The organism is Priestia koreensis (genome assembly GCF_022646885.1).
GTDB classification, from domain to species: Bacteria; Bacillota; Bacilli; order Bacillales; family Bacillaceae_H; genus Bacillus_AG; species Bacillus_AG koreensis_A.
In genome coordinates, this window is record NZ_CP061868.1 from 1138844 (window position 1) to 1163065 (window position 24222).

At 40.0% G+C, this 24222-nt stretch carries 25 protein-coding genes; 19 read left to right on the forward strand and 6 right to left on the reverse strand.

Annotation, left to right across the window (positions count from 1 at the left end):
• Window positions 1-2 precede the first annotated feature (2 nt).
• Window positions 3-188: a YlaF family protein gene (locus IE339_RS05625; RefSeq protein WP_242174343.1), complete on the reverse strand. Its 186-nt coding sequence runs from the start codon at window positions 186-188 to the stop codon at window positions 3-5.
• 119 nt (window positions 189-307) lie between these two features.
• Here IE339_RS05625 and typA point away from each other — a divergent pair, with 119 nt between their 5' ends.
• The 3 genes from typA to IE339_RS05640 are packed head-to-tail and all read left to right on the forward strand — an operon-like array spanning window position 308 to window position 2806.
• Complete coding sequence (gene typA, locus IE339_RS05630) at window positions 308-2140, forward strand: translational GTPase TypA (RefSeq protein WP_242174345.1); 1833 nt, start codon at window positions 308-310, stop codon at window positions 2138-2140.
• Window positions 2141-2173: 33 nt separating this feature from the next.
• On the forward strand, window positions 2174-2491 hold the full coding sequence (locus IE339_RS05635) for a YlaH-like family protein (protein WP_242174347.1): 318 nt from the start codon (window positions 2174-2176) through the stop codon (window positions 2489-2491).
• Between the two features lie 15 nt (window positions 2492-2506).
• A complete protein-coding gene (locus tag IE339_RS05640; protein WP_053399768.1) occupies window positions 2507-2806 on the forward strand; it encodes a hypothetical protein in 300 nt (99 codons plus the stop codon).
• 33 nt (window positions 2807-2839) lie between these two features.
• On the opposite strand, the gene IE339_RS05645 is transcribed toward IE339_RS05640, so the two are convergent.
• The gene (locus IE339_RS05645) at window positions 2840-3295 is read right to left on the reverse strand and encodes a pyridoxamine 5'-phosphate oxidase family protein (RefSeq protein ID WP_242174350.1); all 456 of its coding nucleotides are present in this window, start codon (window positions 3293-3295) and stop codon (window positions 2840-2842) included.
• Between the two features lie 206 nt (window positions 3296-3501).
• Between IE339_RS05645 and IE339_RS05650 the strand changes: the two genes are divergently transcribed.
• Window positions 3502-3702: a YlaI family protein gene (locus IE339_RS05650; protein ID WP_053399770.1), complete on the forward strand. Its 201-nt coding sequence runs from the start codon at window positions 3502-3504 to the stop codon at window positions 3700-3702.
• A 3-nt stretch (window positions 3703-3705) separates the two neighbouring features.
• Window positions 3706-4149: a hypothetical protein gene (locus tag IE339_RS05655; protein ID WP_242174354.1), complete on the forward strand. Its 444-nt coding sequence runs from the start codon at window positions 3706-3708 to the stop codon at window positions 4147-4149.
• Between the two features lie 16 nt (window positions 4150-4165).
• On the opposite strand, the gene IE339_RS05660 is transcribed toward IE339_RS05655, so the two are convergent.
• Window positions 4166-4777 carry a YhcN/YlaJ family sporulation lipoprotein gene (locus IE339_RS05660; protein WP_242174357.1) on the reverse strand — a complete coding sequence of 204 codons (612 nt, stop codon included), beginning with the start codon at window positions 4775-4777 and terminating at the stop codon, window positions 4166-4168.
• Window positions 4778-4990: 213 nt separating this feature from the next.
• Between IE339_RS05660 and IE339_RS05665 the strand changes: the two genes are divergently transcribed.
• On the forward strand, window positions 4991-6319 hold the full coding sequence (locus IE339_RS05665; protein ID WP_242174360.1) for a PhoH family protein: 1329 nt from the start codon (window positions 4991-4993) through the stop codon (window positions 6317-6319).
• A 40-nt stretch (window positions 6320-6359) separates the two neighbouring features.
• Here IE339_RS05665 and IE339_RS05670 read toward each other — a convergent pair whose 3' ends face one another.
• A complete protein-coding gene (locus tag IE339_RS05670) occupies window positions 6360-6857 on the reverse strand; it encodes a molybdopterin-binding protein (RefSeq protein ID WP_242174370.1) in 498 nt (165 codons plus the stop codon).
• 217 nt (window positions 6858-7074) lie between these two features.
• Here IE339_RS05670 and IE339_RS05675 point away from each other — a divergent pair, with 217 nt between their 5' ends.
• The 3 genes from IE339_RS05675 to pyc all read left to right on the forward strand — a co-directional run bounded on the left by IE339_RS05675 (window position 7075) and on the right by pyc (window position 12381).
• The gene (locus IE339_RS05675) at window positions 7075-7356 is read left to right on the forward strand and encodes an Fpa/YlaN family protein (protein WP_053399775.1); all 282 of its coding nucleotides are present in this window, start codon (window positions 7075-7077) and stop codon (window positions 7354-7356) included.
• Window positions 7357-7578: 222 nt separating this feature from the next.
• Window positions 7579-8772, forward strand: a complete 1194-nt coding sequence (locus tag IE339_RS05680) for an FtsW/RodA/SpoVE family cell cycle protein (RefSeq protein ID WP_242174372.1) — start codon at window positions 7579-7581, stop codon at window positions 8770-8772.
• A 159-nt stretch (window positions 8773-8931) separates the two neighbouring features.
• A complete protein-coding gene (gene pyc / locus IE339_RS05685; protein WP_242174385.1) occupies window positions 8932-12381 on the forward strand; it encodes a pyruvate carboxylase in 3450 nt (1149 codons plus the stop codon).
• Window positions 12382-12421: 40 nt separating this feature from the next.
• Here pyc and IE339_RS05690 read toward each other — a convergent pair whose 3' ends face one another.
• A complete protein-coding gene (locus tag IE339_RS05690; protein WP_242174397.1) occupies window positions 12422-13339 on the reverse strand; it encodes a COX15/CtaA family protein in 918 nt (305 codons plus the stop codon).
• A 615-nt stretch (window positions 13340-13954) separates the two neighbouring features.
• Between IE339_RS05690 and cyoE the strand changes: the two genes are divergently transcribed.
• From cyoE to IE339_RS05735, 9 genes are all read left to right on the forward strand, one after another.
• On the forward strand, window positions 13955-14902 hold the full coding sequence (cyoE, locus tag IE339_RS05695; protein WP_242174402.1) for a heme o synthase: 948 nt from the start codon (window positions 13955-13957) through the stop codon (window positions 14900-14902).
• A 120-nt stretch (window positions 14903-15022) separates the two neighbouring features.
• Window positions 15023-16090, forward strand: a complete 1068-nt coding sequence (gene coxB, locus IE339_RS05700) for a cytochrome c oxidase subunit II (RefSeq protein ID WP_242174413.1) — start codon at window positions 15023-15025, stop codon at window positions 16088-16090.
• 48 nt (window positions 16091-16138) lie between these two features.
• Window positions 16139-18007, forward strand: coding sequence for a cytochrome c oxidase subunit I (gene ctaD, locus IE339_RS05705; protein WP_242174424.1), 1869 nt, complete (start codon window positions 16139-16141; stop codon window positions 18005-18007).
• Window positions 18007-18630, forward strand: a complete 624-nt coding sequence (ctaE, locus tag IE339_RS05710; RefSeq protein WP_053399782.1) for a cytochrome c oxidase subunit III — start codon at window positions 18007-18009, stop codon at window positions 18628-18630. Before ctaD ends, ctaE begins: the two co-directional genes overlap by 1 nt.
• A 4-nt stretch (window positions 18631-18634) precedes the next feature.
• A complete protein-coding gene (gene ctaF, locus IE339_RS05715; protein WP_242174435.1) occupies window positions 18635-18970 on the forward strand; it encodes a cytochrome c oxidase subunit IVB in 336 nt (111 codons plus the stop codon).
• 214 nt (window positions 18971-19184) lie between these two features.
• Window positions 19185-20111, forward strand: a complete 927-nt coding sequence (gene ctaG, locus IE339_RS05720) for a cytochrome c oxidase assembly factor CtaG (protein WP_242174454.1) — start codon at window positions 19185-19187, stop codon at window positions 20109-20111.
• A 75-nt stretch (window positions 20112-20186) separates the two neighbouring features.
• Window positions 20187-20651: a DUF420 domain-containing protein gene (locus tag IE339_RS05725; RefSeq protein ID WP_242174456.1), complete on the forward strand. Its 465-nt coding sequence runs from the start codon at window positions 20187-20189 to the stop codon at window positions 20649-20651.
• Between the two features lie 72 nt (window positions 20652-20723).
• Window positions 20724-21905: a GNAT family N-acetyltransferase gene (locus IE339_RS05730; protein ID WP_242174458.1), complete on the forward strand. Its 1182-nt coding sequence runs from the start codon at window positions 20724-20726 to the stop codon at window positions 21903-21905.
• A 146-nt stretch (window positions 21906-22051) separates the two neighbouring features.
• Window positions 22052-22336: a hypothetical protein gene (locus tag IE339_RS05735; protein ID WP_242174462.1), complete on the forward strand. Its 285-nt coding sequence runs from the start codon at window positions 22052-22054 to the stop codon at window positions 22334-22336.
• 42 nt (window positions 22337-22378) lie between these two features.
• Here IE339_RS05735 and IE339_RS05740 read toward each other — a convergent pair whose 3' ends face one another.
• Complete coding sequence (locus IE339_RS05740; RefSeq protein WP_242174466.1) at window positions 22379-22759, reverse strand: YugN family protein; 381 nt, start codon at window positions 22757-22759, stop codon at window positions 22379-22381.
• 493 nt (window positions 22760-23252) lie between these two features.
• Between IE339_RS05740 and IE339_RS05745 the strand changes: the two genes are divergently transcribed.
• On the forward strand, window positions 23253-24221 hold the full coding sequence (locus IE339_RS05745; RefSeq protein WP_277933966.1) for a CAP domain-containing protein: 969 nt from the start codon (window positions 23253-23255) through the stop codon (window positions 24219-24221).
• The last annotated feature ends 1 nt before the right edge of the window (window position 24222 follow it).

Sequence of the window (24222 nt, forward strand, 5' to 3'; positions counted from 1 at the left end):
TATTAGAGTTGGCCACGTTCGCGCAGCTGTTTTTTCTTTGTAAATCCTAACCCCATAATAATAATGAGTGCCACAATGGCTAATAGTATACCTAGAATACTTTGTTCACCAATGAAGACGCCAATGGCCATAATTGAAATTGTTGCAAGTACAGCGTAGAACATAAAAATCCATTTTATTTTTTTCATGATGTGATCCTCCCATTGTCCCTTTTAATTATTAGTTTACATAAATTATTCGAATAATTCCATCCTTATATTCATTGTGGTATAATGTTTTAGTTATTATAAATTTAGGAGTGAAAAGCTTGAATATTCGTCACGATTTGCGAAACATCGCGATTATTGCCCACGTAGACCATGGGAAAACAACTTTAGTAGATAAATTATTACACCAATCTGGGACTTTCCGTTCAAATGAACATGTCGAAGAGCGCGCAATGGACTCAAACGACCTTGAGCGCGAGCGCGGCATTACCATTTTAGCGAAAAATACAGCAATTAACTACAAGGATACGCGCATCAATATCATGGATACACCAGGACATGCGGACTTCGGTGGAGAAGTAGAACGTATCATGAAAATGGTTGATGGTGTGTTACTTGTTGTCGATGCATATGAAGGTTGTATGCCACAAACACGCTTCGTATTGAAAAAAGCACTTGAGCAAAACTTAACGCCAATTGTTGTTGTAAACAAAATTGACCGTGACTTTGCTCGTCCTGCTGAAGTAGTAGACGAAGTAATCGATTTATTTATTGAATTAGGTGCAACAGAAGAACAACTTGAATTCCCTGTTGTGTATGCATCAGCAATTAACGGAACAGCTAGTCATACAGCTGAAAAGCAAGATGACAACATGGAAGCATTATTCGAATCCATCATTGAGCACATTCCAGCTCCTGTTGACAACAGCGAAGAACCGTTACAATTCCAAGTAGCAATGCTTGACTACAATGACTATGTAGGACGTATCGGGATCGGCCGTGTATTCCGCGGAACGATGAAGGTAGGCCAACAAGTAGCACTAATGAAGTTAGACGGAACGGTTAAACAATTCCGTGTAACGAAAATGTTTGGTTTCTTAGGATTAAAGCGTGTTGAAATCCAAGAAGCAAAAGCTGGAGACTTGATTGCTGTTTCTGGAATGGAAGATATCAACGTAGGGGAAACAGTATGTCCGACAGAACATCAGGATGCACTACCAATCTTACGTATCGATGAGCCAACGCTTCAAATGACGTTCCTTGTGAACAACAGCCCATTCGCAGGACGCGAAGGTAAGTTTGTAACGGCTCGTAAAATTGAAGAGCGCTTAATGTCAGAGCTTGAAACAGATGTAAGTTTACGCGTTGAGCCAACGGATTCACCAGATGCTTGGGTAATCTCAGGACGTGGTGAACTTCACCTTTCAATCTTAATTGAGAACATGCGCCGTGAAGGGTATGAGCTTCAAGTATCAAAACCAGAAGTTATCGTTCGTTTAATTGATGGTGTTCGCAGTGAACCTGTAGAGCGCGTTCAAATCGACGTACCTGAAGAGCACACAGGTTCAATTATGGAATCAATGGGAGCTCGTAAAGGTGAAATGGTTGATATGATCAACAACGGAAATGGACAAGTTCGTTTAACATTTATGGTTCCAGCTCGTGGACTAATTGGTTATACAACTGAGTTCTTATCATTAACACGTGGATTTGGTATCATCAACCATTCATTTGATAGCTACCAACCAATGCAATCTGGTCAAGTAGGCGGACGCCGTCAAGGTGTACTTGTTTCAATGGAAACAGGAAAATCATCTACGTACGGAATCACAGGTATCGAAGATCGTGGTACAGTGTTCGTAGAGCCTGGTACAGAAGTATACCAAGGGATGATCGTAGGGGAGCATAACCGCGACAATGACCTAGTTGTTAACATCTGTAAAATGAAGCAAGCGACTAACGTACGTTCTGCTACAAAAGATCAAACAACAAGCATGAAAAAACCACGTATCATGTCTTTAGAGCAATCATTAGAATATCTAAACGACGATGAGTACTGTGAAATCACACCTGAATCAATTCGTCTTCGTAAAAAAATTCTTGATAAGAATGAACGCGAAAAAATGGCGAAAAAGAAAAAGTTTGCTGAATAAAACTAACGTCTAGATAACAAGGGGGAGCTTTGGATGAAAGTTCAAGAGCATTTATCCTTTTTTGCAGCGTTATTTAGAATCGATGAACAACCAGTTCTAGGTATGAAACTCCTTTACATCACGATATTGATTCTTTCAATCGTTGTATATAAGTTAGGGTTTGCGAAGCGACTGCCGCTTCTGAAATCAGCGGTCATTTACTTGTTTTTGGCAATTGGTTGTAGTGTGCTCACATTTTTTGGCGCATTTTTACCAATTGCAGAAGGATTAGTAGTTGCGGCTCTCGTACTTATTATTTATAAAGTTCGTTTGCATCAGTCGAAAAAGCATGAGGCAAATCAGAATATATAAAAAGGGGTTGCAGCATTGAAATCAATTCAGGATGCTTTGTATAACTGGTTAACGATTAAAAAGGTAGCCGATGCAAGACCGGATGATTATGCAGCTCAAGAAACTTTCACATTGTTCGATCACATGTTAAAAGATGATCATCATGTAGAAAACGTGACGATTATCGAACATGAAGAAATGTACGAAGTGATCTACTCTCGTCAGCAGGAAGAAAAGAAAACTCGTTTTCCCAAAGAACTTGTTGATGCTATGTATGATCATATTAAAAGGGAGCCTGAAAAATTTAAAAGCTACCCTTTAGAAGAAAAGAGATAAGGCATTTGCCTTATCTCTTTTTTACATACTCATCTAAGCGTTGTGGACGGCTTCAATCACCTGTTTGTCAAGTTTTGCTGCGGCTACAGGGTCATACGTTTTTTCATAATTAGGCTCTATCGAAATTTTAGAGCCATAAAACATTACATCACGAACTTCTTTCACCGTAAGCTCAATTAGGGCAAGCTTTAGAGGAACATTCGCTAGGCGCTCCTGAAGCAGTACGGCATGGCCAGAAATGGAGTAGCATGATTCATTAGCGATAATATTAATGACAGCGTCAGGCTGTTTTTGAATGTTCTTTACGATGCGAGACCGGTTATCAACGGCAAAGCGAATGTGAGTATGATCAGTTGCTGTAACCCAGGAAATAGCGCTGACGTTCGGCGCAGATGTTTCAAAATCAATGGTAGATAATGTGACAAAGTGCTGCTGCTGTAGGCTATCAAATAGTGGCTGAATTAAAGTTGGTTCAACTTGATTCGACACGTTCATTCCTCCCTTATTGGTGTACTTCTTATCTTACCTCTTTTAACAGATGCTGAAAATATATGGTGATCATTTGCTCCAATCTTTTTTATAAAATGATCATGTTCTATTGGTTGTAAACGATGAATGTGTAAGAAATTGCTTCTTTTTCTTTCGTAAGGTTCTTCTATCGTATACAATATCTTTATAAAGATTGAGGTGACAGTATGAGAGTAAAATGTGTAATTTGCGATAAAATTGAAAGCATTCATGATGAAACGCTTCAAGCAAAGCGTTTACGTAACCGTCCCATTCATACGTATATGTGCCAAAGCTGCCATGATCGTATTGAAGACAAAACAAAGGCTCGTATTGCGACAGGGAAGTTTAGTCTATACGCATCAAAGGTAACGAAGGAGGACTGGTAGACGTTGAATAGAGGGGCATGGTCAGGGGCAATAGCAGGTCTTGTATTAGGTCTCTTTTTAAAAATGATTCAATTCATTACAGGAGAAAAAGTATATACTCTATTACTTAACGTAGACTTCATTCCTGTAATCGGAAAAGTTGATTGGCCTGAAGTAGTTGAATTTTTGTTTCATTTGATTATTGCGGTAATCATTGGCATTGTATTCGGTGGTTTGCTTCAATTTAAAAAATGGGAGACGCGGCTCATACAATTACTGATTGCTGCTTGTTTGACAATTCCGACCATCTTTCTCTATTTTCCGCTAACACTGCTAGCACATCAGGCTACACCAGGGGTGTGGAATGGTTGGGCCCTGTTTTATTGGACCATTGGCCACGCACTCTTTATGGTGGTTCTTCTCGTTACGTATCGTTTGCTGACACGTAAAAAAGCTTCGTCCGGTTAATCGGACGAAGCTTTTTTTATTCTTTGTTCTCTTGGATTTTGTGATTAGATTGTTTCATTTGATTATCGTTGAGCTCTTTTTGCTGTTTAGGGGAGAGCTTGTTATCATTTGTGCCTGTTCCTTCTGGATTTTTTCTGATCTGCTGTGAAATCTCTGGCATTACGCGGTTTACCATCGCAGCGAGCTCGTCAAGAAACCCTGTAACCGGATGACCTTGACGAATTTGTCTAGCAATCGATTTTAAGCGCGTGTATGTGTCAGGATCTGCTAGTACGACAGCATGTGCACCGTAAGGATCATTTTTTAATCCTTCCGCGACCGTGTATTTAGTTGATGCTACTTCAGAACGGTCTAAATTATTGTCCACATCAATGCCGACAAGCGCATATTTTCCAACAATAACTGCCGTGGCATCGTTGACCCCAGGCACGTCTTCTGAGAGCGTGACAAGATGTCTTGCGATCTCCCTCGCTGATTTATGCTGCATTTGATCAGGCGCTGAATTTTTTACGTTGATGGTACGGTTCGGATCGTTTAAATTTTGCTCAGCCTCATTATTGTTTCCCATCGCACAGCCGACAAGTGGGAGACATAGAAAAAGGCTAGTAAGAATCCATATCTTTTTCATGATAGACACTCCTAACTAGATTCATCGTTTTTTGTAGTATGTTTGTATTTATTGTTCAATAGTTCTTCTATCTTTATGCACCGCTTCATATATTTAAAGCAAATAGGACGTCCACCTCTCATTGCTAGCACACGGCGCGGCTTTGGAAAGGGAAGTTTTGGACGTAAACATGAACTCCTTTGAAGGAAAACATTTGGAGCAGGAGGAGAAGGTTTGGATAAAATCTATGTACTGGATACAAACGTGTTATTACAAGACCCACACTCAATTTTTTCCTTTGAGAAAAATGAAGTCGTAATACCTGCAGTCGTACTTGAAGAAGTGGATTCGAAAAAGCGAAATATGGATGAGATTGGGAGAAACGCCAGACAAGTGTCCAAGCTAATTGATGGGCTCAGGCAGTCGGGGAAGTTGCATGAGCGAGTACCGCTCGAAAATGGCGGGTATTTGCGCATTGAGCTCAATCATCGTTCTTTTCATGAGCTACAAGAAATCTTTATTGAAAAAACGAATGACAACCGCATTTTAGCGGTAGCAAAAAATCTTTCATTAGAGGAAGAAACAAAAGAGGATGGCAGAGAAGTCATTCTAGTAAGTAAGGATGTGCTCGTGCGAGTAAAGGCAGACGCGATTGGTCTTTTAGCAGAAGACTTTTTAAGTGATCGTGTCGTGGACTTTAATAGCATCTATACAGGTTATTTGGAAGTGTATATATCCGTTGACTTATTAAATCAGTTCTATGAAAAAGGAGAGCTTCCTCTTCTCAGTATTGCTAATCATCCTTTTTATCCACATCAATTTCTCGTTTTAAAAGATGCTTTTGGAGGCTCTGGATCAGCCATTGGTATTGTTGATCCAAGTACCCAAAAAGTACGAAAACTAGTGTTTGACAATGATCACATTTGGGGAATTAAGCCGCGAAACGTTCAGCAAATTATGGCGTTTGAATTGCTGCTTCGAAATGATATCCAGCTTGTGACGATGATTGGAAAAGCAGGTACTGGAAAGACGCTGTTAGCTCTAGCAGCTGGATTAATGCAGACAGAAGATTTAGGGTTGTTTAAGAAGCTTCTTGTTGCACGGCCTATTGTTCCTGTCGGAAAGGATATTGGGTTTTTGCCAGGTGAAAAAGAAGAAAAGCTTCGACCGTGGATGCAACCGGTTTATGATAACTTGGAGTATCTATTTAATACGAAAAAGCCCGGGGAGCTTGATGCAATCTTAGCAGGAATGGGTTCAATTGAAGTAGAAGCTCTAACGTATATAAGAGGAAGAAGCATTCCAGATCAGTTTATCATTATTGATGAGGCGCAAAATTTAACAAAACATGAAGTGAAGACCATTCTTACCCGTGTGGGAGAGCGAAGCAAAATTATTTTAATGGGTGATCCTGCTCAAATTGACCATCCTTATCTTGACGAATATAATAATGGGTTGACGTACGTTGTAGAAAAATTTAAGGATCAAAAGATTGCTGGTCACACGAGACTAGTTAAAGGTGAGCGCTCAGGACTTGCTCAGCTTGCGGCAGATCTTCTTTAAAAAATTCCCGTCTCACGGTGATGAGGCGGGAATTTGTTCGTTATTGCACCACGAATTTACGCACGTGCTTGATAGGGTTTTGTTCGTTGGAACCGTCTTCATAATAGACGTGAATTGGACCGTCTTCAAAAAGTGGCTTGCCATCTTTTGAAAATCCAAGGATCAGCGTATAGGCTTGTTCTAACGGAATCGTAATTTGATCGCTTTCTGTTACAATCGTAACCGTAGAAGCTTCTTTAAGCGGCTCTGCATTTTTTAAAAAGTCGCGAAATGAAATGCCAAATGTGCCTGTTAATACTTCCTGTTTCTTGAATTTTCGTTCAGTTTTTAAAGTGGGAGGAAATACTGCGCCTTCTTGAATTTCACGATCCCAATGAGCAGAAACAGATTTTGTATATTCTGCTATCTCATCCTTTTGTACTGGTTTTTCTTGAAAATACGTTGTTAAGTCAACTTTACGATCATCAAAAATCCAGACGCCTGCATCAAGCGTAATTGCATATTGAACATTTCCTTCAATTGACATAATTGTATTCACTGTTGTCATCCATCCTTTTTTACCACAGTTAGTAATGTTGCCCTGCTTTTAAGTATAACGCTATTGGATAGACCTGTCATCCGTAGACAAAAACGAAGAGATAAAAAACGTGAGCAAATAGGAAGGGAGTTTCCTCTTAATTCTTGCTTTTTTTCGTGTTTAACGATATGATTTATTAATAGTATTGGCAAATCGCTCGTGAACGGAGGGATTGATTTTGACGCCTGAAATAGTCGTAGATCATCGTGAAAAGGCACATGCTTTACTAAATGCTGATGCAGAAAAAATCTTGAGATTAATTCGAGTTCAAATGGATAATTTAACCATGCCTCAGTGTCCGCTATACGAAGAAGTATTGGATACGCAAATGTTCGGATTATCAAGAGAAATTGATTTTGCAGTCCGTCTTGGTCTAATTGAGGAGCAGTTTGGCAAAAACCTGCTAAATCGGTTAGAAAAAGAGCTATCAGCACTTCATGAAGCATTTACAAAAAAATAAACGTGCACACTGCATGTAGAAACTCAAACTATTGACGTGATAGTTTGAGTTTTTTATTACATAATGTTCAAAAGTGAGCGTGCATTTTCTGAAAGCCGCACTGGAAGAATGTTTCTTTAGATAAATAAAAAGTTTTAGGTGCCTTATTGTCAGAAAATATAGTACAATAAAGTCAATATTTTTACATACCTTCAACAAAAATAAGATGAGGGAAGATGATGAATGTTAAAAAGAATGTTTCGTCATTATGACTATACGCTTTTGATTGCAGTTGTCGCGCTTTGTATTATAGGGCTTGTGATGATTTATAGCTCTAGTATGATTACTGCCGTTACTAGATATAAACGGGAAAGTGATTTCTTCTTTAACCGTCAAGCGGTATGGCTTATTATTGCTAGCTTCTTTTTACTAGTAACGATGATCTTTCCATATAAAGCCTATGCAAAGCTTATTCCACCTATCGTTCTTGGAACAGCCGGTTTACTTATTTTACTTCGATTTATTGGACATACGGCAGGAAACGCAAAAAGCTGGTTAGGCATTGGTGGCATGGGGATACAGCCTGCAGAGTTTGCGAAAATTGTGGTCATCATGTATCTTTCCACTATACTAGGACGGCGGCAACAAAATATCAATAATCTAAAAAAAGCTTTCTTTCCACCGCTACTATTGACGATTGTGGTTTGTGGACTCGTCGCTGCACAACCAGACCTTGGTACAGCATCAATTATTGGGTTAGTAAGTATCGTGATTATGGCATCTTCAGGCATTAATCGAAAAACGTTCGTTAAGCTATCTGTTTTAGCCCTCATCATGGTGGCGATTGCTACGCCGATTGTTATGATGAAAGGACTTATTACAGATGAGCAGGTTTCTCGATTTACAGGAGCTGCCGATCCGTTTAAGCTTGAAAAAACAGATGGCTATCAGCTCGTAAATTCTTATTTAGCCATTGGTTCAGGAGGATTAGGAGGACGTGGATTAGGGGAAAGTATTCAAAAATATGGGTATTTACCAGAATCCCACACGGATTTTATTATGGCGGTCATTGCAGAAGAACTTGGCTTTTTTGGTGTAGCTATTGTATTATTCTTATTAGCCTTTATTGTGCTAAAGAGTTTACTTTTAGCGAGGCGATGTACAGACCCGGTTGGTAGCCTGTTTTGTATAGGTGTTGCCACGATGATTACCGTTCAAACAAGCATCAATCTGGGTGGACTTACAGGCTTAATTCCAATCACCGGAGTACCTCTTCCATTTATTAGCTATGGTGGTTCTTCACTTATTGTACTGATTATTGCCATGGGAATTATCTTGAATATCTCCATGTTTGTCAGGCATCAAGAATGGAAGCAAAGGGAAGAGGGCTCGTCAGTGGACAAGCCTGCTCCATTTTCATTAAATACAAATGCGTAGGAAAAACAGAGTAAGCGATTTTACATGGCTTACTCTGATTTCATAAATACCCTAGTTATGTGTTATGTTTATGCATCTTAGACGGATAAACGTAACGAGGAATTCAAGGGAGAATAATAAATAGAGTTATGATGTAGAAGTTAGAAAGGAGAGAAGAGTGTGAGTCGTGTAACGAAAAAGATAAAAAAAGTGTTAGTAGCAAACAGAGGTGAAATTGCGATACGGGTATTTCGTGCTTGTAATGAGTTAAATATCCGAACAGTTGCGATTTATTCAAAAGAGGATTCGGGTTCCTATCATCGCTACAAAGCAGATGAGGCCTATCTTGTAGGGGAAGGCAAAAAGCCGATCGATGCGTACCTTGATATTGAAGGAATTATTGAGATTGCTAAATCACATGGCGTGGATGCCATTCACCCGGGATACGGTTTTTTATCTGAAAACATTAAATTCGCTACTCGCTGTGAAGAAGAAGGAATCGTATTCATTGGTCCTAATTCTAAACATCTGAACATGTTCGGGGATAAGGTAAAAGCACGCTATCAAGCAGTTGAAGCAGGCATTCCGGTTATTCCTGGAACAGATGGTCCAATCTCTTCTCTGAAAGAAGCGGAAGAATTCGGAACACAGCACGGATATCCACTTATGATTAAGGCTGCTTTAGGAGGCGGTGGACGAGGTATGCGTATCGTCCGCAATGAAGCAGGTTTAAAAGAATCGTACGAGCGTGCGAAATCAGAAGCGAAGGCTGCGTTTGGTAGCGACGAAGTATATGTAGAAAAATTTGTTGAGAATCCAAAACATATTGAAGTGCAGATCTTAGGGGATCACTCAGGGAATATTGTTCATTTGTACGAGCGCGATTGTTCCGTTCAGCGTCGACATCAAAAAGTGGTGGAGGTTGCACCGAGCTTGTCTCTTTCTGAAGAGCTTCGTGACCAAATTTGTGAAGCCGCTGTAAAATTGATGGAAAATGTACAGTACATAAATGCTGGAACAGTAGAATTCTTAGTGGCGAACGATGAATTTTATTTCATTGAAGTAAATCCACGTGTTCAAGTTGAGCATACGATTACGGAAATGATTACAGGAATTGATATTGTACAATCACAAATTTTAATCGCAGACGGCTATGATTTAAATAGTCCTGTAGTGGGCGTTCCAGCGCAAGAAGAAATTCGTACAAATGGGTATGCCATTCAATCTCGTGTGACGACAGAAGATCCATTAAATAACTTCATGCCAGATACAGGGAAAATCATGGCTTATCGCTCTGGTGGTGGATTCGGTGTTCGACTTGATACGGGAAACAGCTTCCAAGGAGCTGTCATTACGCCTTACTATGATTCACTGCTTGTAAAAGTAACGACATGGGCGCTTACGTTTGATCAAGCTGCAGCGAAAATGGTCCGAAATCTTCGCGAGTTTCGTATTCGTGGAATTAAAACCAACATTCCGTTTTTAGAAAACGTGGTCAAACACGAAGACTTTTTAACAGGAAGCTACAATACATCGTTTATTGATACAACACCAGAGCTTTTCGTATTCCCAAAACGTAAGGACCGTGGAACGAAAATGCTGACGTACATTGCGAACGTAACGGTTAACGGTTTCCCAGGTGTTGAAGGCAAGAAAAAACCTGATCATGGGAATGTTCGTATTCCAGATCTTCCTCCTTTAACAGAGCCATTAAAAGGGACGAAGCAAATTTTAGATGAGCAAGGTCCTGAAGGGCTTGTGAAATGGGTGAAGGAACAAAAAGAAGTACTCCTAACGGATACAACGTTCCGTGATGCCCATCAGTCGCTTTTAGCTACGCGTGTCAGAACAAATGATTTAAAGCAAATTGCGAAGCCGACAGCGCAGCTATTACCAAACCTGTTCTCGATGGAAATGTGGGGAGGCGCAACATTTGATGTATCCTATCGTTTCTTAAAAGAAGATCCGTGGGATCGTTTACTGAAGCTTCGTGAAGAAGCGCCAAACGTTCTTTTCCAAATGTTACTGCGTGCTTCAAATGCTGTAGGGTATAAAAATTATCCAGATAACGTTATTAAAGAATTTGTAGAGAAATCATCTCAAGCAGGGATTGATGTATTCCGAATCTTTGATAGCTTGAACTGGGTTCCTGGAATGACGCTTGCTATTGATTCTGTACGTAAGAACAATAAAATCGCAGAGGCAGCGATTTGCTATACGGGTGATATTTTAGATCCAACGCGACGTAAATACGATCTCGATTATTACAAAACGATGGCTAAAGAGCTAGAAGCATCAGGAGCGCATATTTTAGGGATTAAAGATATGGCAGGTCTATTAAAGCCTCAGGCTGCGTATGACCTTGTATCATCCCTAAAAGAAACGGTAGATATTCCAATTCATCTGCACACACACGATACGAGCGGAAACGGTCTGTACACGTACGCCAAAGCTATTGAAGCGGGAGTCGATATCGTAGACGTTGCAGCAAGCTCCATGGCAGGTCTTACGTCTCAGCCAAGTGCAAACTCTCTGTACTATGCGCTTGAAGGCACAGATCGCAAGCCTAACTTAAATATTGCAGGATTAGAGCAACTATCTCATTATTGGGAAGATGTTCGTAAGTATTACAAAGACTTTGAAAGTGGCATGAATGCTCCACATACGGAAGTGTATGTACATGAAATGCCTGGTGGACAGTATAGTAACCTTCAGCAGCAAGCGAAAGCGGTCGGTCTAGGAGATCGTTGGGATGAAGTGAAAGAAATGTATTCACGTGTAAACCAAATGTTTGGCGACCTAGTAAAAGTAACGCCATCGTCAAAAGTAGTAGGCGATATGGCGCTTTACATGGTTCAAAACAACTTAACAGAAGATGATATTTATGAGCGTGGCGAAACGCTTGATTTCCCAGATTCTGTTGTCGAGTTGTTTGAGGGCTATTTAGGACAGCCACACGGCGGGTTCCCAAAAGAACTGCAGCGTATTATTTTAAAAGGTAAAAAGCCTGTAACGGATCGTCCGGGCGAACTGTTAGAGCCGGTTGATTTCAAAGAAATTCGTGACACGTTATTCCACTCATTAAATCGTGCGGTCACAAGCTTTGACGTCATTGCTTATGCTCTCTATCCAAAAGTATTTATGGAGTACAGCAAAGCAGTGGAGCAGTACGGTGACATCTCTGTACTTGATACACCGACGTTCCTTCATGGTATGCGTTTAGGTGAAGAGGTAGAGATTGAGATTGAACAAGGAAAAACGTTGATTGTGAAGCTTGTCTCAATCGGAGAGCCGCAGTCAAACGGTACACGAGTTGTTTACTTTGAATTGAACGGTCAGCCACGTGAAGTAGTGATCAAAGATGAAAGCATCAAGGCAACAGTTGCAACAAAAGCGAAAATTGATCCAAGTAATCCTAGTCATATCGGGGCAACTATGCCTGGTACCGTCATTAAATTACTAGTAGATAAAGGCGATCAAGTAGCCAAAGGTGATCATTTGATGATTACAGAAGCGATGAAAATGGAAACAACGGTTCAAGCTCCTTATTCAGGAACGGTAAAAGATATTTTTATTAAAAATGGTGAAGCAATTGAGCCAGGAGATTTACTAATTGAACTATCGAAATAACATAAAAAAGATCGAGGAATGTGAGTTCCTCGATCTTTTTTTAACGCATCGATTTTTTATTACGCTGACTGCGAAGGGCAAGCATCGCTAAGTAGCTTAGCACACCGAATAGGCATGAAATAAATAATGAGTGCATTAAGGCAAATCCTAACGCTAAATGACTTAGTACGGATAACGCACCTGATAATGCCTGAAGCGTAATGAGAATAAGGCTGATTAACCAACTGTAAAATACAACCTTTTGCTGACGATAATGCTTAAACGCATGAATAAACGCAATTAAGATCCATACGAAAATGAGCGCTGCAGCAAGTCGATGTCCCATTTGCACCCACTGATAAAAATCTTGTGGCAACCCGATGCTACCGTTTGAGCAAAACGGAACGCTCGCGCAAGCAAGGCTTGATTTCGTATGACGTACGTAAGCACCTGTGTAAACGACGACATAGCTATAAATCAAAATTCCATAAATATGAAATAGCATAGTGCGACCGAAACGTAAAGAGAGGGAATCAAATTTACGATCAACCTCAAACACTAACAGTGTTAAAAGGAGCACGGATGCAAACGAAATAAGAGAAATCCCAAAGTGAAGAGCCATGACAAGTGCGACTTGTCCCCATACAACGGCTGCAGCTCCAAGCAAAGCTTGAAGTACTAAGAAAACAAATGCAATAATTGCTAGAGGACGAGCTTCACGAACGTGTTTTAAGGCAATCCAACACCAAATACATAGTGCAAGAACTAGAATACCACCCAAACCAGATGCTGCTCGATGACTCAACTCAATAACGGTTTCAATCGTAAGCGGATGCGGGATAATTTGACCGTGACAAAGAGGCCACTGACGTCCACATCCAAGACCAGATCCTGTTTTTGTTACTAACGCTCCCCCGAGTAGAATCACCGCCATACAAAGAGTGGTGACAACTGATAGAGCTTTCAATAATTTGTTCAAAATACCACCGCCTAGAAATAGTGCTTCCTGTACATATAAACTCTATAGACAAGTATTAATTTTATTATATCAATAGAATACATGCAAAGAAGAAGGAATGAATGCCGAGATATAAGTATAAATAATCGCCTTTTTTATAGTCAGTATGTGTTAAAATATGGATATGGATTCTCTTGTCTATAAAAAAGTTACGAAAATAGCAGGCATATGCTAGCTTCAGCTAGAAATTATACAGAAGAAAATCTTTTTCTAACTAGACCTACACACGTCAAACCATTCGAAATAAGCAACGAAGGCTTGAATGTGTCTCATGTGAATTATAACTCTTTCTTCTTGATGCGTAATGATTTTGTGACATCTATCGAAAAAAATCCATATAAATTTCACATTTTTTTCACAAAATTACCTAAAAATGTGTTTTAATATACACGAGAAACATGTTCTAATATAAAGGAGAAAACACACTCACCATAGACCCCTCTTTGCGGTTTTCTCGAAGTCTTCTTCATCACCTTTAAAAGCTGTACGCTGTTTCCTGCACACACATATACCATCAATCAGTTTAATAGTCATAGTCATCGATTCAGTATGATGAAGAGCAAAGGAGGAACTACGATGAGCAACGTCAGGTTGAGATCGTCGGAAGATTCTGAAGATTATTCGGAAAAGCCGTTGCTAAAGCCCATTGTGGTGACATCGGTTTGGAAAGACTTTTTAGCTACCATCAAGATTGGGATCGTAAATTCAAACTTAATTACTGCTTTTACCGGTTTTTGGTTAGCCCTCTATTTTAATGGAGAACGTTTTCTTCAAAATTTAGATCTTGCTTTTTTCTCTTTAATTGGTACCGCTCTCATAATTGCGGGATCCTGTAGCTTAAACAATTATATCGATCGTGACATTGATCATTTAATGGAACGAACGAAGGAACGGCCGACAGTGACGGGGCGCTTTAACCCGGTGACCGTGTTGTTTATGGGAATAGGATTGACTCTGTTAGGATTATTCATGCTTTTGGCTACTAACCTTACCGCAGCTTTAATTGGGCTAGTAGGAGTGATCACCTACGTGTTTTTCTATACGCTTTGGTCGAAGCGACAGTATACGATTAATACCGTTGTAGGAAGCATATCAGGAGCAGTCCCTCCACTAATCGGATGGGCAGCAGTAGATTCAAATTTACATATTGTAGCATGGATTTTATTTCTTATGATGTTCATCTGGCAGCCGCCTCATTTTCTGGCGCTTGCGATGCGGAGAAGTGAAGAGTACCGCGCAGCTAATATTCCTATGCTGCCGGTCGTATATGGATTTAGCGTTACGAAGAGGCAAATTATGATTTGGATTGCCTGCTTACTTCCGCTTCCATTTTACTTATATGAACTCGGGCTCTGGTTTGTTATTGTTACGACGATTCTTACAATAGGATGGTTAAGTCTTGGAGTCCTAAAATATACTAGTTTGAAAGACGATAAAAAGTGGGGCAGCCTGATGTTTGTTTATTCAGTCAACTACTTAACGATCGTATTTGTTTTAATGGTTGTAGCCACTTTATTTATTTAAAGTCTGCAACACTACAAGGGGAATTTCTTCTTAATGAATTTCTATATAGAAGGGATTAATGTTTCAGTTTTTTGAAACGGAAATGAAATCACATCAATGAAAGAGGGGTATGGATGGGGTATGAAAAAATGGCTACCTAAATGGCGCATAATGTTTCTATTTAGCATGATCGCGCTTTTATTAGCAGGCTGTGGCAAACCGTTTTTATCAACGCTGCAACCGGCTGGTGAAGTAGCTGACATGCAGTATTCGTTGATGCTACTTAGCACGATTATAATGGTCTTAGTTATTGTAGTCGTCACCATTATCTTTATCTACGTAGTGGTGCGTTTTCGTCGCCGCGAAGGAGATGAAGATGTTATTCCAAAGCAGGTGGAAGGCAGCAAGAAGTTAGAAATCATTTGGACTGTTATTCCAATTTTGCTGTTAATTATTCTAGCCATTCCAACTGTTAAGGATACGTTCACACTTGCGAACGTTTCAGGAATGGAAGGCAAGAACAAAGACAAGGATGCACTCGTTGTGAATGTCCGCGCAAACTTGTATTGGTGGGAGTTTGAATATCCTGACAAAAAAATCATTACTTCTCAAGATCTTGTAGTACCTACCGATCAAAAAGTCTACTTCAAAGTTAAAGCTTCTGATGTGAAACATTCCTTCTGGATTCCTTCCGTTGGTGGAAAAATTGATACAAACGTAGAAAATGATAATAAGTTTTGGTTAGTCTTCGATTCGAAAAAAGCTGAAAAGGCCGGCGGTATTTTCTATGGAAAATGTGCTGAACTATGCGGACCGTCTCATGCACTTATGGATTTTAAAGTTAAAGCGCTACCAAAGGATGAATTTAACGCTTGGGTAGATAAAATGAAAAGTGCAAAACCAGAGGTAGCCGATGCAGATGCACAGGCTGGTGAAGAAGTATTTAAGAAAAACTGTTTATCATGTCATGCAGTGGAAGCAAAAGATACTCGTGCTGAAGTAGCACGTACAGCGCCGAACTTAACTGATTTTGCGGACCGTGAGCGCGTGGCGGGAATTCTACCAAACAATGAAGAAAGCATTAAAAAATGGCTGAAAGATCCTGAATCGATCAAGCCAGGCAACAAGATGACAGGAAAGTATGGAAATTTAACTGATGAACAAATTGATCAGTTAACGAAGTACTTGATGGGAATGAAAGTTGAATAAAGGTCTAGTAACATGCTCGTATAGTTACGACAAAGGGGAGGTTAAGCCGTGAGTACATTGAGTCAAAGGAAAGGCTTCGGTGCTACGGTTTGGGATTACTTAACAACTGTAGATCATAAAAAAATCGCCATTTTATATTTAATTGCGGGAGGATTTTTCTTCCTTGTCGGCGGTCTTGAAGCTTTATTTATTCGCATTCAGCTTATTAAGCCTGATAATGACTTTATTTTAGGAACTACCTACAATGAAGTGTTAACGATGCACGGAACGACAATGATCTTCCTAGCAGCTATGCCGCTTATCTTTGCGTTAATGAACGCAGTTGTTCCACTCCAAATTGGAGCGCGTGACGTTGCCTTTCCATTCGTAAACGCGCTAGGATTTTGGCTATTTTTTGCCGGTGGAGTGTTCTTAAACTTAAGCTGGTTCTTCGGTCAGGCTCCTGATGCTGGGTGGACGGCTTATACAAGCTTGTCGATGGCATCTCAAGGGCACGGAATCGATTTTTATGCACTTGGTCTTCAAATATCCGGTGCAGGAACACTGATAGGTGGAATTAACTTCCTTGTGACGATCATTAATATGAGAGCACCAGGAATGACTTACATGAGAATGCCATTGTTCACATGGTCAACGTTTGTTACATCTGCACTTATTTTATTCGCATTTCCGCCTTTAACTGTAGGATTGTTTTTAATGATTTTTGATCGCTTGTTTGGTTCAAACTTCTTTGACCCTGCACTAGGTGGGAATACGATTATCTGGGAACATCTATTTTGGATTTTTGGACATCCGGAAGTTTACATACTTGTCCTTCCAGCGTTCGGTGTTTTCTCAGAAGTATTCGCAACATTTTCTCGAAAGCGCTTGTTTGGATACTCATCGATGGTGTTTGCGACAGTACTAATTGGATTTTTAGGATTCATGGTATGGGCGCATCATATGTTCACAACGGGACTTGGTCCTATTGCTAACGCTATTTTTGCAGTAGCAACGATGGCAATTGGTGTTCCAACCGGTATTAAAATATTCAACTGGCTCTTCACGATGTGGGGAGGAAGCATCAAGTTTACAACGCCGATGCTTTACGGGGTAGCATTTATTCCATCCTTTGTTATTGGTGGGGTAACCGGAATTATGAATGCCGCGGCACCAGCTGATTATCAGTATCATGATTCTTATTTCGTTGTTGCTCACTTTCACTACGTTATCGTAGGTGGAGTGGTGTTTGCCTTACTAGCAGGTGTTCACTACTGGTGGCCTAAAATGTTTGGTCGCATGTTAAGTGATGCTCTAGGAAAAGTAACGTTTTGGTTATTCTTCTTCGGCTTCCATTTGACATTCTTTATTCAGCATTTCCTAGGATTGATGGGGATGCCGCGTCGTGTTGCAACGTTCCTTCCTAATCAAGGATGGGAAACGGCCAACTTAATTAGTTCAATAGGAGCCTTCTTTATGGCAGCAGCTACAATCGTGCTTGTGTTTAACGTAATCAAAACAAGCATAAACGGAGAAGTAGCAAAAGGGGATGCTTGGGGAGACGGTCGTACAATTGAGTGGGCGATTTCATCACCAGCACCTGAATACAACTTTAAGCAAACGCCGCTTGTGCGTGGATTAGATGCTCTATGGATCGAAAAAATGGAAGGAAAAACGGAGCTAACTCCAGCTGAACCGATTGGTGATATTCACATGCCAAACTCCTCTATTTTACCTGTAGTCATCGCTAGTGGATTATTCATCGCAGCGCTTGGTTTCATGTTCCGCAACGAACATGGCTGGGGTGATGTGGTCGGAGGAATTGGTTTAGCCATCACATTACTAGGAATGTTCTTACGTTCTTGGATTGATGATCACGGTTATCACATTCATAAAGAAGAGTTAATGGATGATGATTCAAAGGAGGTTAAGGCGTAATGCATGCAGAAGAAAAATTTACAGCTGCTACGTTTCCTGAGTCTCCTGAAAAAGCGACCCTAGAAGGAAAAAACAAGTTTCTAGGATTCTGGCTTTTCCTTGGAGGAGAAACCGTTTTATTCGCTACATTATTTGCAACGTATCTTGCACTAAAGGATCACAATGCAGGTGGAGCAACCACTCAGGAACTGTTCGAACTGCCGTTGGTTTTTGCCGCGACAATGCTCCTGTTAACAAGTAGTTTAACAAGTGTATATGCTATTTATCATATGAAAAACTTTGCTTTTTCAAAAATGATGCTCTGGTTTGGAATTACGGTTCTGTTAGGGGCTGGATTTCTTGGGCTAGAAATTTATGAGTTTAATCACTATGTACATGAGTTTAAGCATACATTTACAAGTAGTGCCTTCGGTTCGGCGTTTTATACTCTTGTTGGATTTCACGGAGCTCACGTAGCCGTAGGTTTATCGTGGATTTTAACGCTTATGATCCGAAATGGAAGACGAGGATTAAATTTGTATAACGCACCAAAATTCTATGTAGCAAGCTTGTATTGGCATTTCATTGACGTAGTATGGGTGTTCATTTTTACAGTCGTATACTTAATGGGAATGGTGGGATAAACTGATGGCGACTAATCAATCAAATTCAGGTAACCCAAGAGTAGATTTGAAATATCGCAAGAAAAAGAATGCAGAGGAAATGAAGTTTCAGGTCGTTTCATTCGGGCTTATGCTTTTTTTGACGCTAGTTGCGTTCTTTGCGGTTTGGAATGAAGATTTTGGTGGATGGTATACCGTACCGTTTATTATGCTGCTAGCAGTTGTTCAAGTCATCTTCCAACTGTACTATTTCATGCATATGAGTCACAAAGGACACGCGGTACCTTCACTGTTCCTTTATTCTGGGTTGCTAGTAGGGCTTATCACTCTACTAACATTCGTAACCATTATTTGGTGGTAAAAGTCTTATGAGTAGTAGCTATCTCGGTAGCTAAGCACAACGGAAACATACAGCTGACATTGCCTAGGTAATAAGTGAATGAAATTTAATTGAATAGGCGATGAACAGCTGTGCTTCGAGGCGACTCATAAGAAGAGATTTTTCTTCTTTGAGTCGCCTTTTTATTGCTTGAACAACGAATCTGTACGTAAACGAAGTAAAGGTGGTGTGAGTGATGTATGATAATCTTTTGCTTTTTGGATTCGATGCCATGTGGAGTCCATATTTTCTAGCAGCGAATGTACTACTCATCGTAGTCTACCTGTGGTTCGTAGGACCAGGACGTCGACTTTTTAAAGATTCTACGCCAGTTTCTCTTTCAACGAAAACCTTTTTTATCTTAAGTATTGTTTTGCTGTATGTATGTAAAGGGAGTCCAGTTGATTTAATGGGGCATTTAATGTTTAGTGCGCATATGACGCAAATGGCGATTGTTTACCTAGTCATTCCGCCGTTACTCATTTTAGGGTTGCCGAATTGGCTTATACAGTCGATCATTGAGGCACCAATTGTGAGACCGCTCTTTCAATTTTTTTCAAAGCCGCTTATTGCACTACTCGTTTTTAATACGCTCTTTTCGATTTATCATATTCCATTAATCTTTGATGCCATTAAAACCGATATGACTTGGCATGCGGTAGTAAATATTGTGTTGTTTGTTTCCGCATTCTGCATGTGGTGGCCGCTTATGAATAAAGCACCGGGCTATGAGTCGTTATCAGGAATTAAAAAAGTGGGGTACGTGTTCGCAAATGGAATTTTACTGACACCTGCATGTGCACTAATCATTTTCGCCAAAACACCTTTATATGCAACGTATGCTGATCCACAGTCGTGGGTACAAGCGCTGTCTCTGTGCGTATCACCTGATATGATGGCGTCTATTCCACAGATAGGTCCTGAGATGTTTAATATGCTTCCGCTAGTTGAAGATCAGCAGTTGGGCGGTGTGCTAATGAAAATTATTCAAGAAATTGTGTACGGAAGTATTCTTGCCTATATTTTTTATCAATGGGCTCGTAAAGAGCGAGCAAAAGATGAAGTGCCGGATCCGCCTGTACAACCTCACAGCCCGCACGTATCTATTTCACCAAAGCTCTAACGCAACTACTATAAGCCTATGATTCTCTCTCCGTTTAGAGAGGTACTTCGGATTGAGAGTGGAAAGGATGGCCAAATGGATTTATTGCATATTTTACCTGCTGTTAGTACAGTTTTTATTGTGATTAGTGCGATCCTTGTGGCGATCGGTTGGTACTTAATCATTAAGAGAAGAGTCAATGCCCATCGCAAAGTTATGTTTTGGGCAGGGGTGACTGCCCTCATCTTTTTTATCATTTATTTATCTAAGACCGTTTTTGTTGGAAATACACAATTTGGTGGTCCACATACGATTAAAATGTACTATACGGCCTTTCTAATTTTTCATATTACGCTTGCAACCATTGGAGGAGCCTTTGGACTGATTACGCTTTGGACAGGTTATAAAAGCAGCATGAGAAATCACCGTAGACTAGGTCCGCTAACAAGTATCGTTTGGTTCTTCTCTGCTATTACAGGAGTTGCGGTATACACGCTTTTATACCTCTTATATCCAGGCGGAGAAACAACGTCTCTTGTAAAAGCTGTACTAGGCTTCTAACGGGCAAGAAGACAATGCATTGCTATGTATTGTCTTTTCGTTTTTTTATTCTTTATCAAGGGGGAACAGACGATGACCAAAACAAAAGTGTTAACAGAACGTGAATACGAGCAGGTTATGGCACTATCAGAATATGCGTTTCAATATAAAGTACCTGAAAAGGAGTATGAACAAAAGCTTCAAAACCTCGCAAACTTTCATCTATTAGGGGTCATAGAAAATGATCGTCTTTTATCCAAACTTCATCTCCTTTCCAAAACGGTGAAAATTCACCAAACGGAATTTAAGATGGCAGGTGTAGCGAGCGTTGCAACATGGCCAGAGCATCGTCGTGGTGGCTTAGTAAAGGGCCTGTTGGTAGATGCTTTAAAGTGGATGAAGGAAAATAACTACACGCTTTCTTATTTGCATCCATTTAAAATAAGCTTTTATCGCAAATTTGGTTGGGAATTGTTTGTGGATCATAAGACGTATACGTTTACTCCTAACGACTTGGTTCGCCTGCGATCTAGCAATGGACATGTATGGCGAGCGAATAAGGAGAGGGATCGTCACGTCATTCATGAACTGTATGAACGCTTCGCTTCTCGGTATAGTGGCATGCTTTGCAGAACAGAAGAGTGGTGGGATAAAAGTATTTGGGATGAAGAGGATCATGTAGTTGTATATGAAGGAGAAGACAAGCAAAATTTAGGGTATTTGATGTATTCCTTAAAGAATCGTCATTTAGAGGTGCATGAGTTTGTCGCATTAAATGAAGAAGCAACAAGAGGACTGTGGAATTTTATATGTCAGCATGATTCAATGGTTCAAAAGGTAACGATGGTGATGCCAAAGAGCGATGAGCTTCCTTATTTGTTGGACAATCCGCGCTGTGAGCAAGCAATTAGGCCTTACTTTATGGCTCGAATTGTTGATGTGGCGACATTTTTGTCCGCGTATCCGTTTGAAGCGATTAAAAATCCATTCTTTTTACATATTTATGATGAATATGCCACGTGGAACAATGGCAGCTATTTAGTAAAAGAAAGCGGAATAGAAGTGTTTAATAAAACGAGCACGCACACATCTTGTTCCCATCCCCCCAAGAAAGGGATTCGTCTTTCTATTAATGAGTTATCAAGCATTTTACTTGGCTATCAAACACCACAGCAGTTGTATAAGATCGGAAAGATTGAGGGAAATCAAGAAGATGTTAGACGTTTAGAAGAGTCATTGCCTGAGCTTTCTACGCATTTTATGGATTTCTTTTAAGAGGCTGGTTCACCTGTTTCGTCTTTCTTTAGCAGTTTCTATTTCGACAATCATTCTTATATTAGGAACCCTTTTGGCACATGATAACATTATGAAGAACGTTACATATGATAATGAAACAGCTGATAAAAAGAGGGGGAAGGCAAATGATCGGACGGAAAAAAAACGTTCATGACTTGGTGATCCCTTTTGTGTTATCGGTATGCTTTGGGGAAGAATCAGGGATTAAGCTCCTCAGCTATGAGGTGGATCATTTCACCGTATGGGAGGGTCTTTCAAGCTTTAGCCTTTTTATTCAAATTGCGATGTCATTGAAGCCGAATATACGAAACGAGTGTGAAAAAATTCAGCAGATGATTATGGATGAATTCAAAGCTGTTGCTAACTATACCATTCGAGAAGTGCGTATATATGTAAAAGAAATTCTATAAAAAAACGCTCCTTCATTATGAGAAGGTAGCGTTTTTGCTTTTTTATTCTGTGACTGATTCTGATTGAGAAGTTAGGACTCGGATCTCTTCATAGGCTTGTTTCAGCGTTTTTTCACACTGTTTGACTAGAGACGAAGGGAAAGTTTCGCCTTCACCGTATTCCACTCCATGTGGATAGTAGTGCTTGCCTAGTAGAGGCGGTAAGAGCTTAATAAATGCATGACGCGCCCCGACATCTCCAGCTACGGCGTAGCCCTGAACACGAAGGTAATACACGTCATCTTGAATTTCGATTTTTTTGTCATACGTCACGCGTTCATAATCCCATTGCCCAGCACGAACCAATCCTACGTCTTTCATGATGTCGTCTAAATAAGAAAGTTCAATTGTTTGGTCTTCAAGACCTGTTTTTTCAAACTTCATGTAACATCCCCTCCTCAAAAACATATACACCCTAAATCAATAATAGTATGAATAGGAAAAACTTTCAATAAAACATCCATATTGTATACATAATTCAATTATTTTCTATCAATAAAGTGAGTCCAATCATTATACTAATAAGATCTTTCTATTGATCTCACGACGCTTGGAAGAATAAATATGCAACTTTCTCGTAAAATTTAGGCGGGATCTTTAAGGATAGTTCCATTTCCTACTGTCCTTATTATTCGTTTTTTTTGAATAAACAGGTATAATGGTGTTAAAGGAAGAAAAGATGATAAAGATCGTTGATTTTTGTAAAAAATAGCATCGTTTATTATTTTTTGTGAAAATGATTCATAAAGTGAACTAGTAGACAAACACACCGCTTGGAATGTTTAAGTAGGGTATAAGGAGTGGAAGGCAACTGAAAAAGGTTTTATTTATTTTAGTCCTTTTATCTATTTTTTTATATACGTATGATTATCTACCGATTTTTGAAAATCAGTCTAGTAATGAAGAGCAGTTAGATTCGACTGCAATTCCTGAATCAGTAAATCAGGATGATGATAAAAATGTACTAAATGCCATTGGAAAAAGCTCAGAGGAATTAATGAGCGTATGGGGGGAGCCAGATCGTATTGATCCGTCTTCCTACGATTATGACTGGTGGATTTACAAAAAAGATGCGTCTCACTATATGCAAGTTGGCATTAGTAATAATCGCGTCGTCACTGCATTTGTGATTGGGCCAAAAGTTAACATGGGGCCGTTCGTTTTAGGACAAACGCGACAGGAGACGTTAAAACAGCTATCAGCCACTTCAGAAGTATCGTTTTCTTATGATGGCAACCACTACCGGTTTGAACTAACCGATGATGATCAAGCCGTACGACCTTTAGTAAAATATGATGATCTTTTCGTGCAGCTATACTTTGATAAGTTTACAGATAGGCTCTCAAGTGTTCGAGCAGTAGATGCTCCTACTCTGATTAAGCTACGACCATATGAGTTGTCTTACCGAGGTGAGCTACTTAACCCAGAGCCACTCAGCGAGGATCAGTGGAAAGACGTAGAGGATGGCAACGCTCAGCAGATTTTAGATATTACGAACGTGATTCGTCAAACGCACCGTTTAAACAAGCTTTCTTGGGATCAGAACACAGCTGACGTTGCGTATGGACATAGTAAGGATATGAGCATTAACAATTATTTTGATCACGTCTCCCCAACAGCCGGTGATCTAGCGAAGCGTCTTGAAAAAGGAGAGATCACATATTTAACGGCAGGTGAAAACATCGCGGCTCAGTACCAAGATGGTGCTGCAGCTGTTGAAGGCTGGTTGAACAGCGAAGGACACCGTAAGGCATTGCTCAATAAAAATTTCAACAAACTTGGTGTAGGAGTATACCAAAAGTATTACACTCAGAACTTTGTTCAAACCATGCCTAGACAAAAATAAA

What these genes read in the sequence shown, in the direction of transcription:
- IE339_RS05650 (WP_053399770.1), top strand. Translation starts at nt 3,502, where the DNA reads ATGAGAGTAAAATGTGTAATTTGCGATAAAATTGAAAGCATTCATGAT.
- ctaE (WP_053399782.1), top strand. Translation starts at nt 18,007, where the DNA reads ATGCATGCAGAAGAAAAATTTACAGCTGCTACGTTTCCTGAGTCTCCT.
- IE339_RS05625 (WP_242174343.1), bottom strand. Translation starts at nt 188, where the DNA reads ATGAAAAAAATAAAATGGATTTTTATGTTCTACGCTGTACTTGCAACA.
- IE339_RS05740 (WP_242174466.1), bottom strand. Translation starts at nt 22,759, where the DNA reads ATGAAGTTTGAAAAAACAGGTCTTGAAGACCAAACAATTGAACTTTCT.
- IE339_RS05730 (WP_242174458.1), top strand. Translation starts at nt 20,724, where the DNA reads ATGACCAAAACAAAAGTGTTAACAGAACGTGAATACGAGCAGGTTATG.
- IE339_RS05635 (WP_242174347.1), top strand. Translation starts at nt 2,174, where the DNA reads ATGAAAGTTCAAGAGCATTTATCCTTTTTTGCAGCGTTATTTAGAATC.
- IE339_RS05660 (WP_242174357.1), bottom strand. Translation starts at nt 4,777, where the DNA reads ATGAAAAAGATATGGATTCTTACTAGCCTTTTTCTATGTCTCCCACTT.
- cyoE (WP_242174402.1), top strand. Translation starts at nt 13,955, where the DNA reads ATGAGCAACGTCAGGTTGAGATCGTCGGAAGATTCTGAAGATTATTCG.
- IE339_RS05725 (WP_242174456.1), top strand. Translation starts at nt 20,187, where the DNA reads ATGGATTTATTGCATATTTTACCTGCTGTTAGTACAGTTTTTATTGTG.
- ctaF (WP_242174435.1), top strand. Translation starts at nt 18,635, where the DNA reads ATGGCGACTAATCAATCAAATTCAGGTAACCCAAGAGTAGATTTGAAA.
- coxB (WP_242174413.1), top strand. Translation starts at nt 15,023, where the DNA reads ATGAAAAAATGGCTACCTAAATGGCGCATAATGTTTCTATTTAGCATG.
- ctaG (WP_242174454.1), top strand. Translation starts at nt 19,185, where the DNA reads ATGTATGATAATCTTTTGCTTTTTGGATTCGATGCCATGTGGAGTCCA.
- IE339_RS05735 (WP_242174462.1), top strand. Translation starts at nt 22,052, where the DNA reads ATGATCGGACGGAAAAAAAACGTTCATGACTTGGTGATCCCTTTTGTG.
- IE339_RS05680 (WP_242174372.1), top strand. Translation starts at nt 7,579, where the DNA reads ATGTTAAAAAGAATGTTTCGTCATTATGACTATACGCTTTTGATTGCA.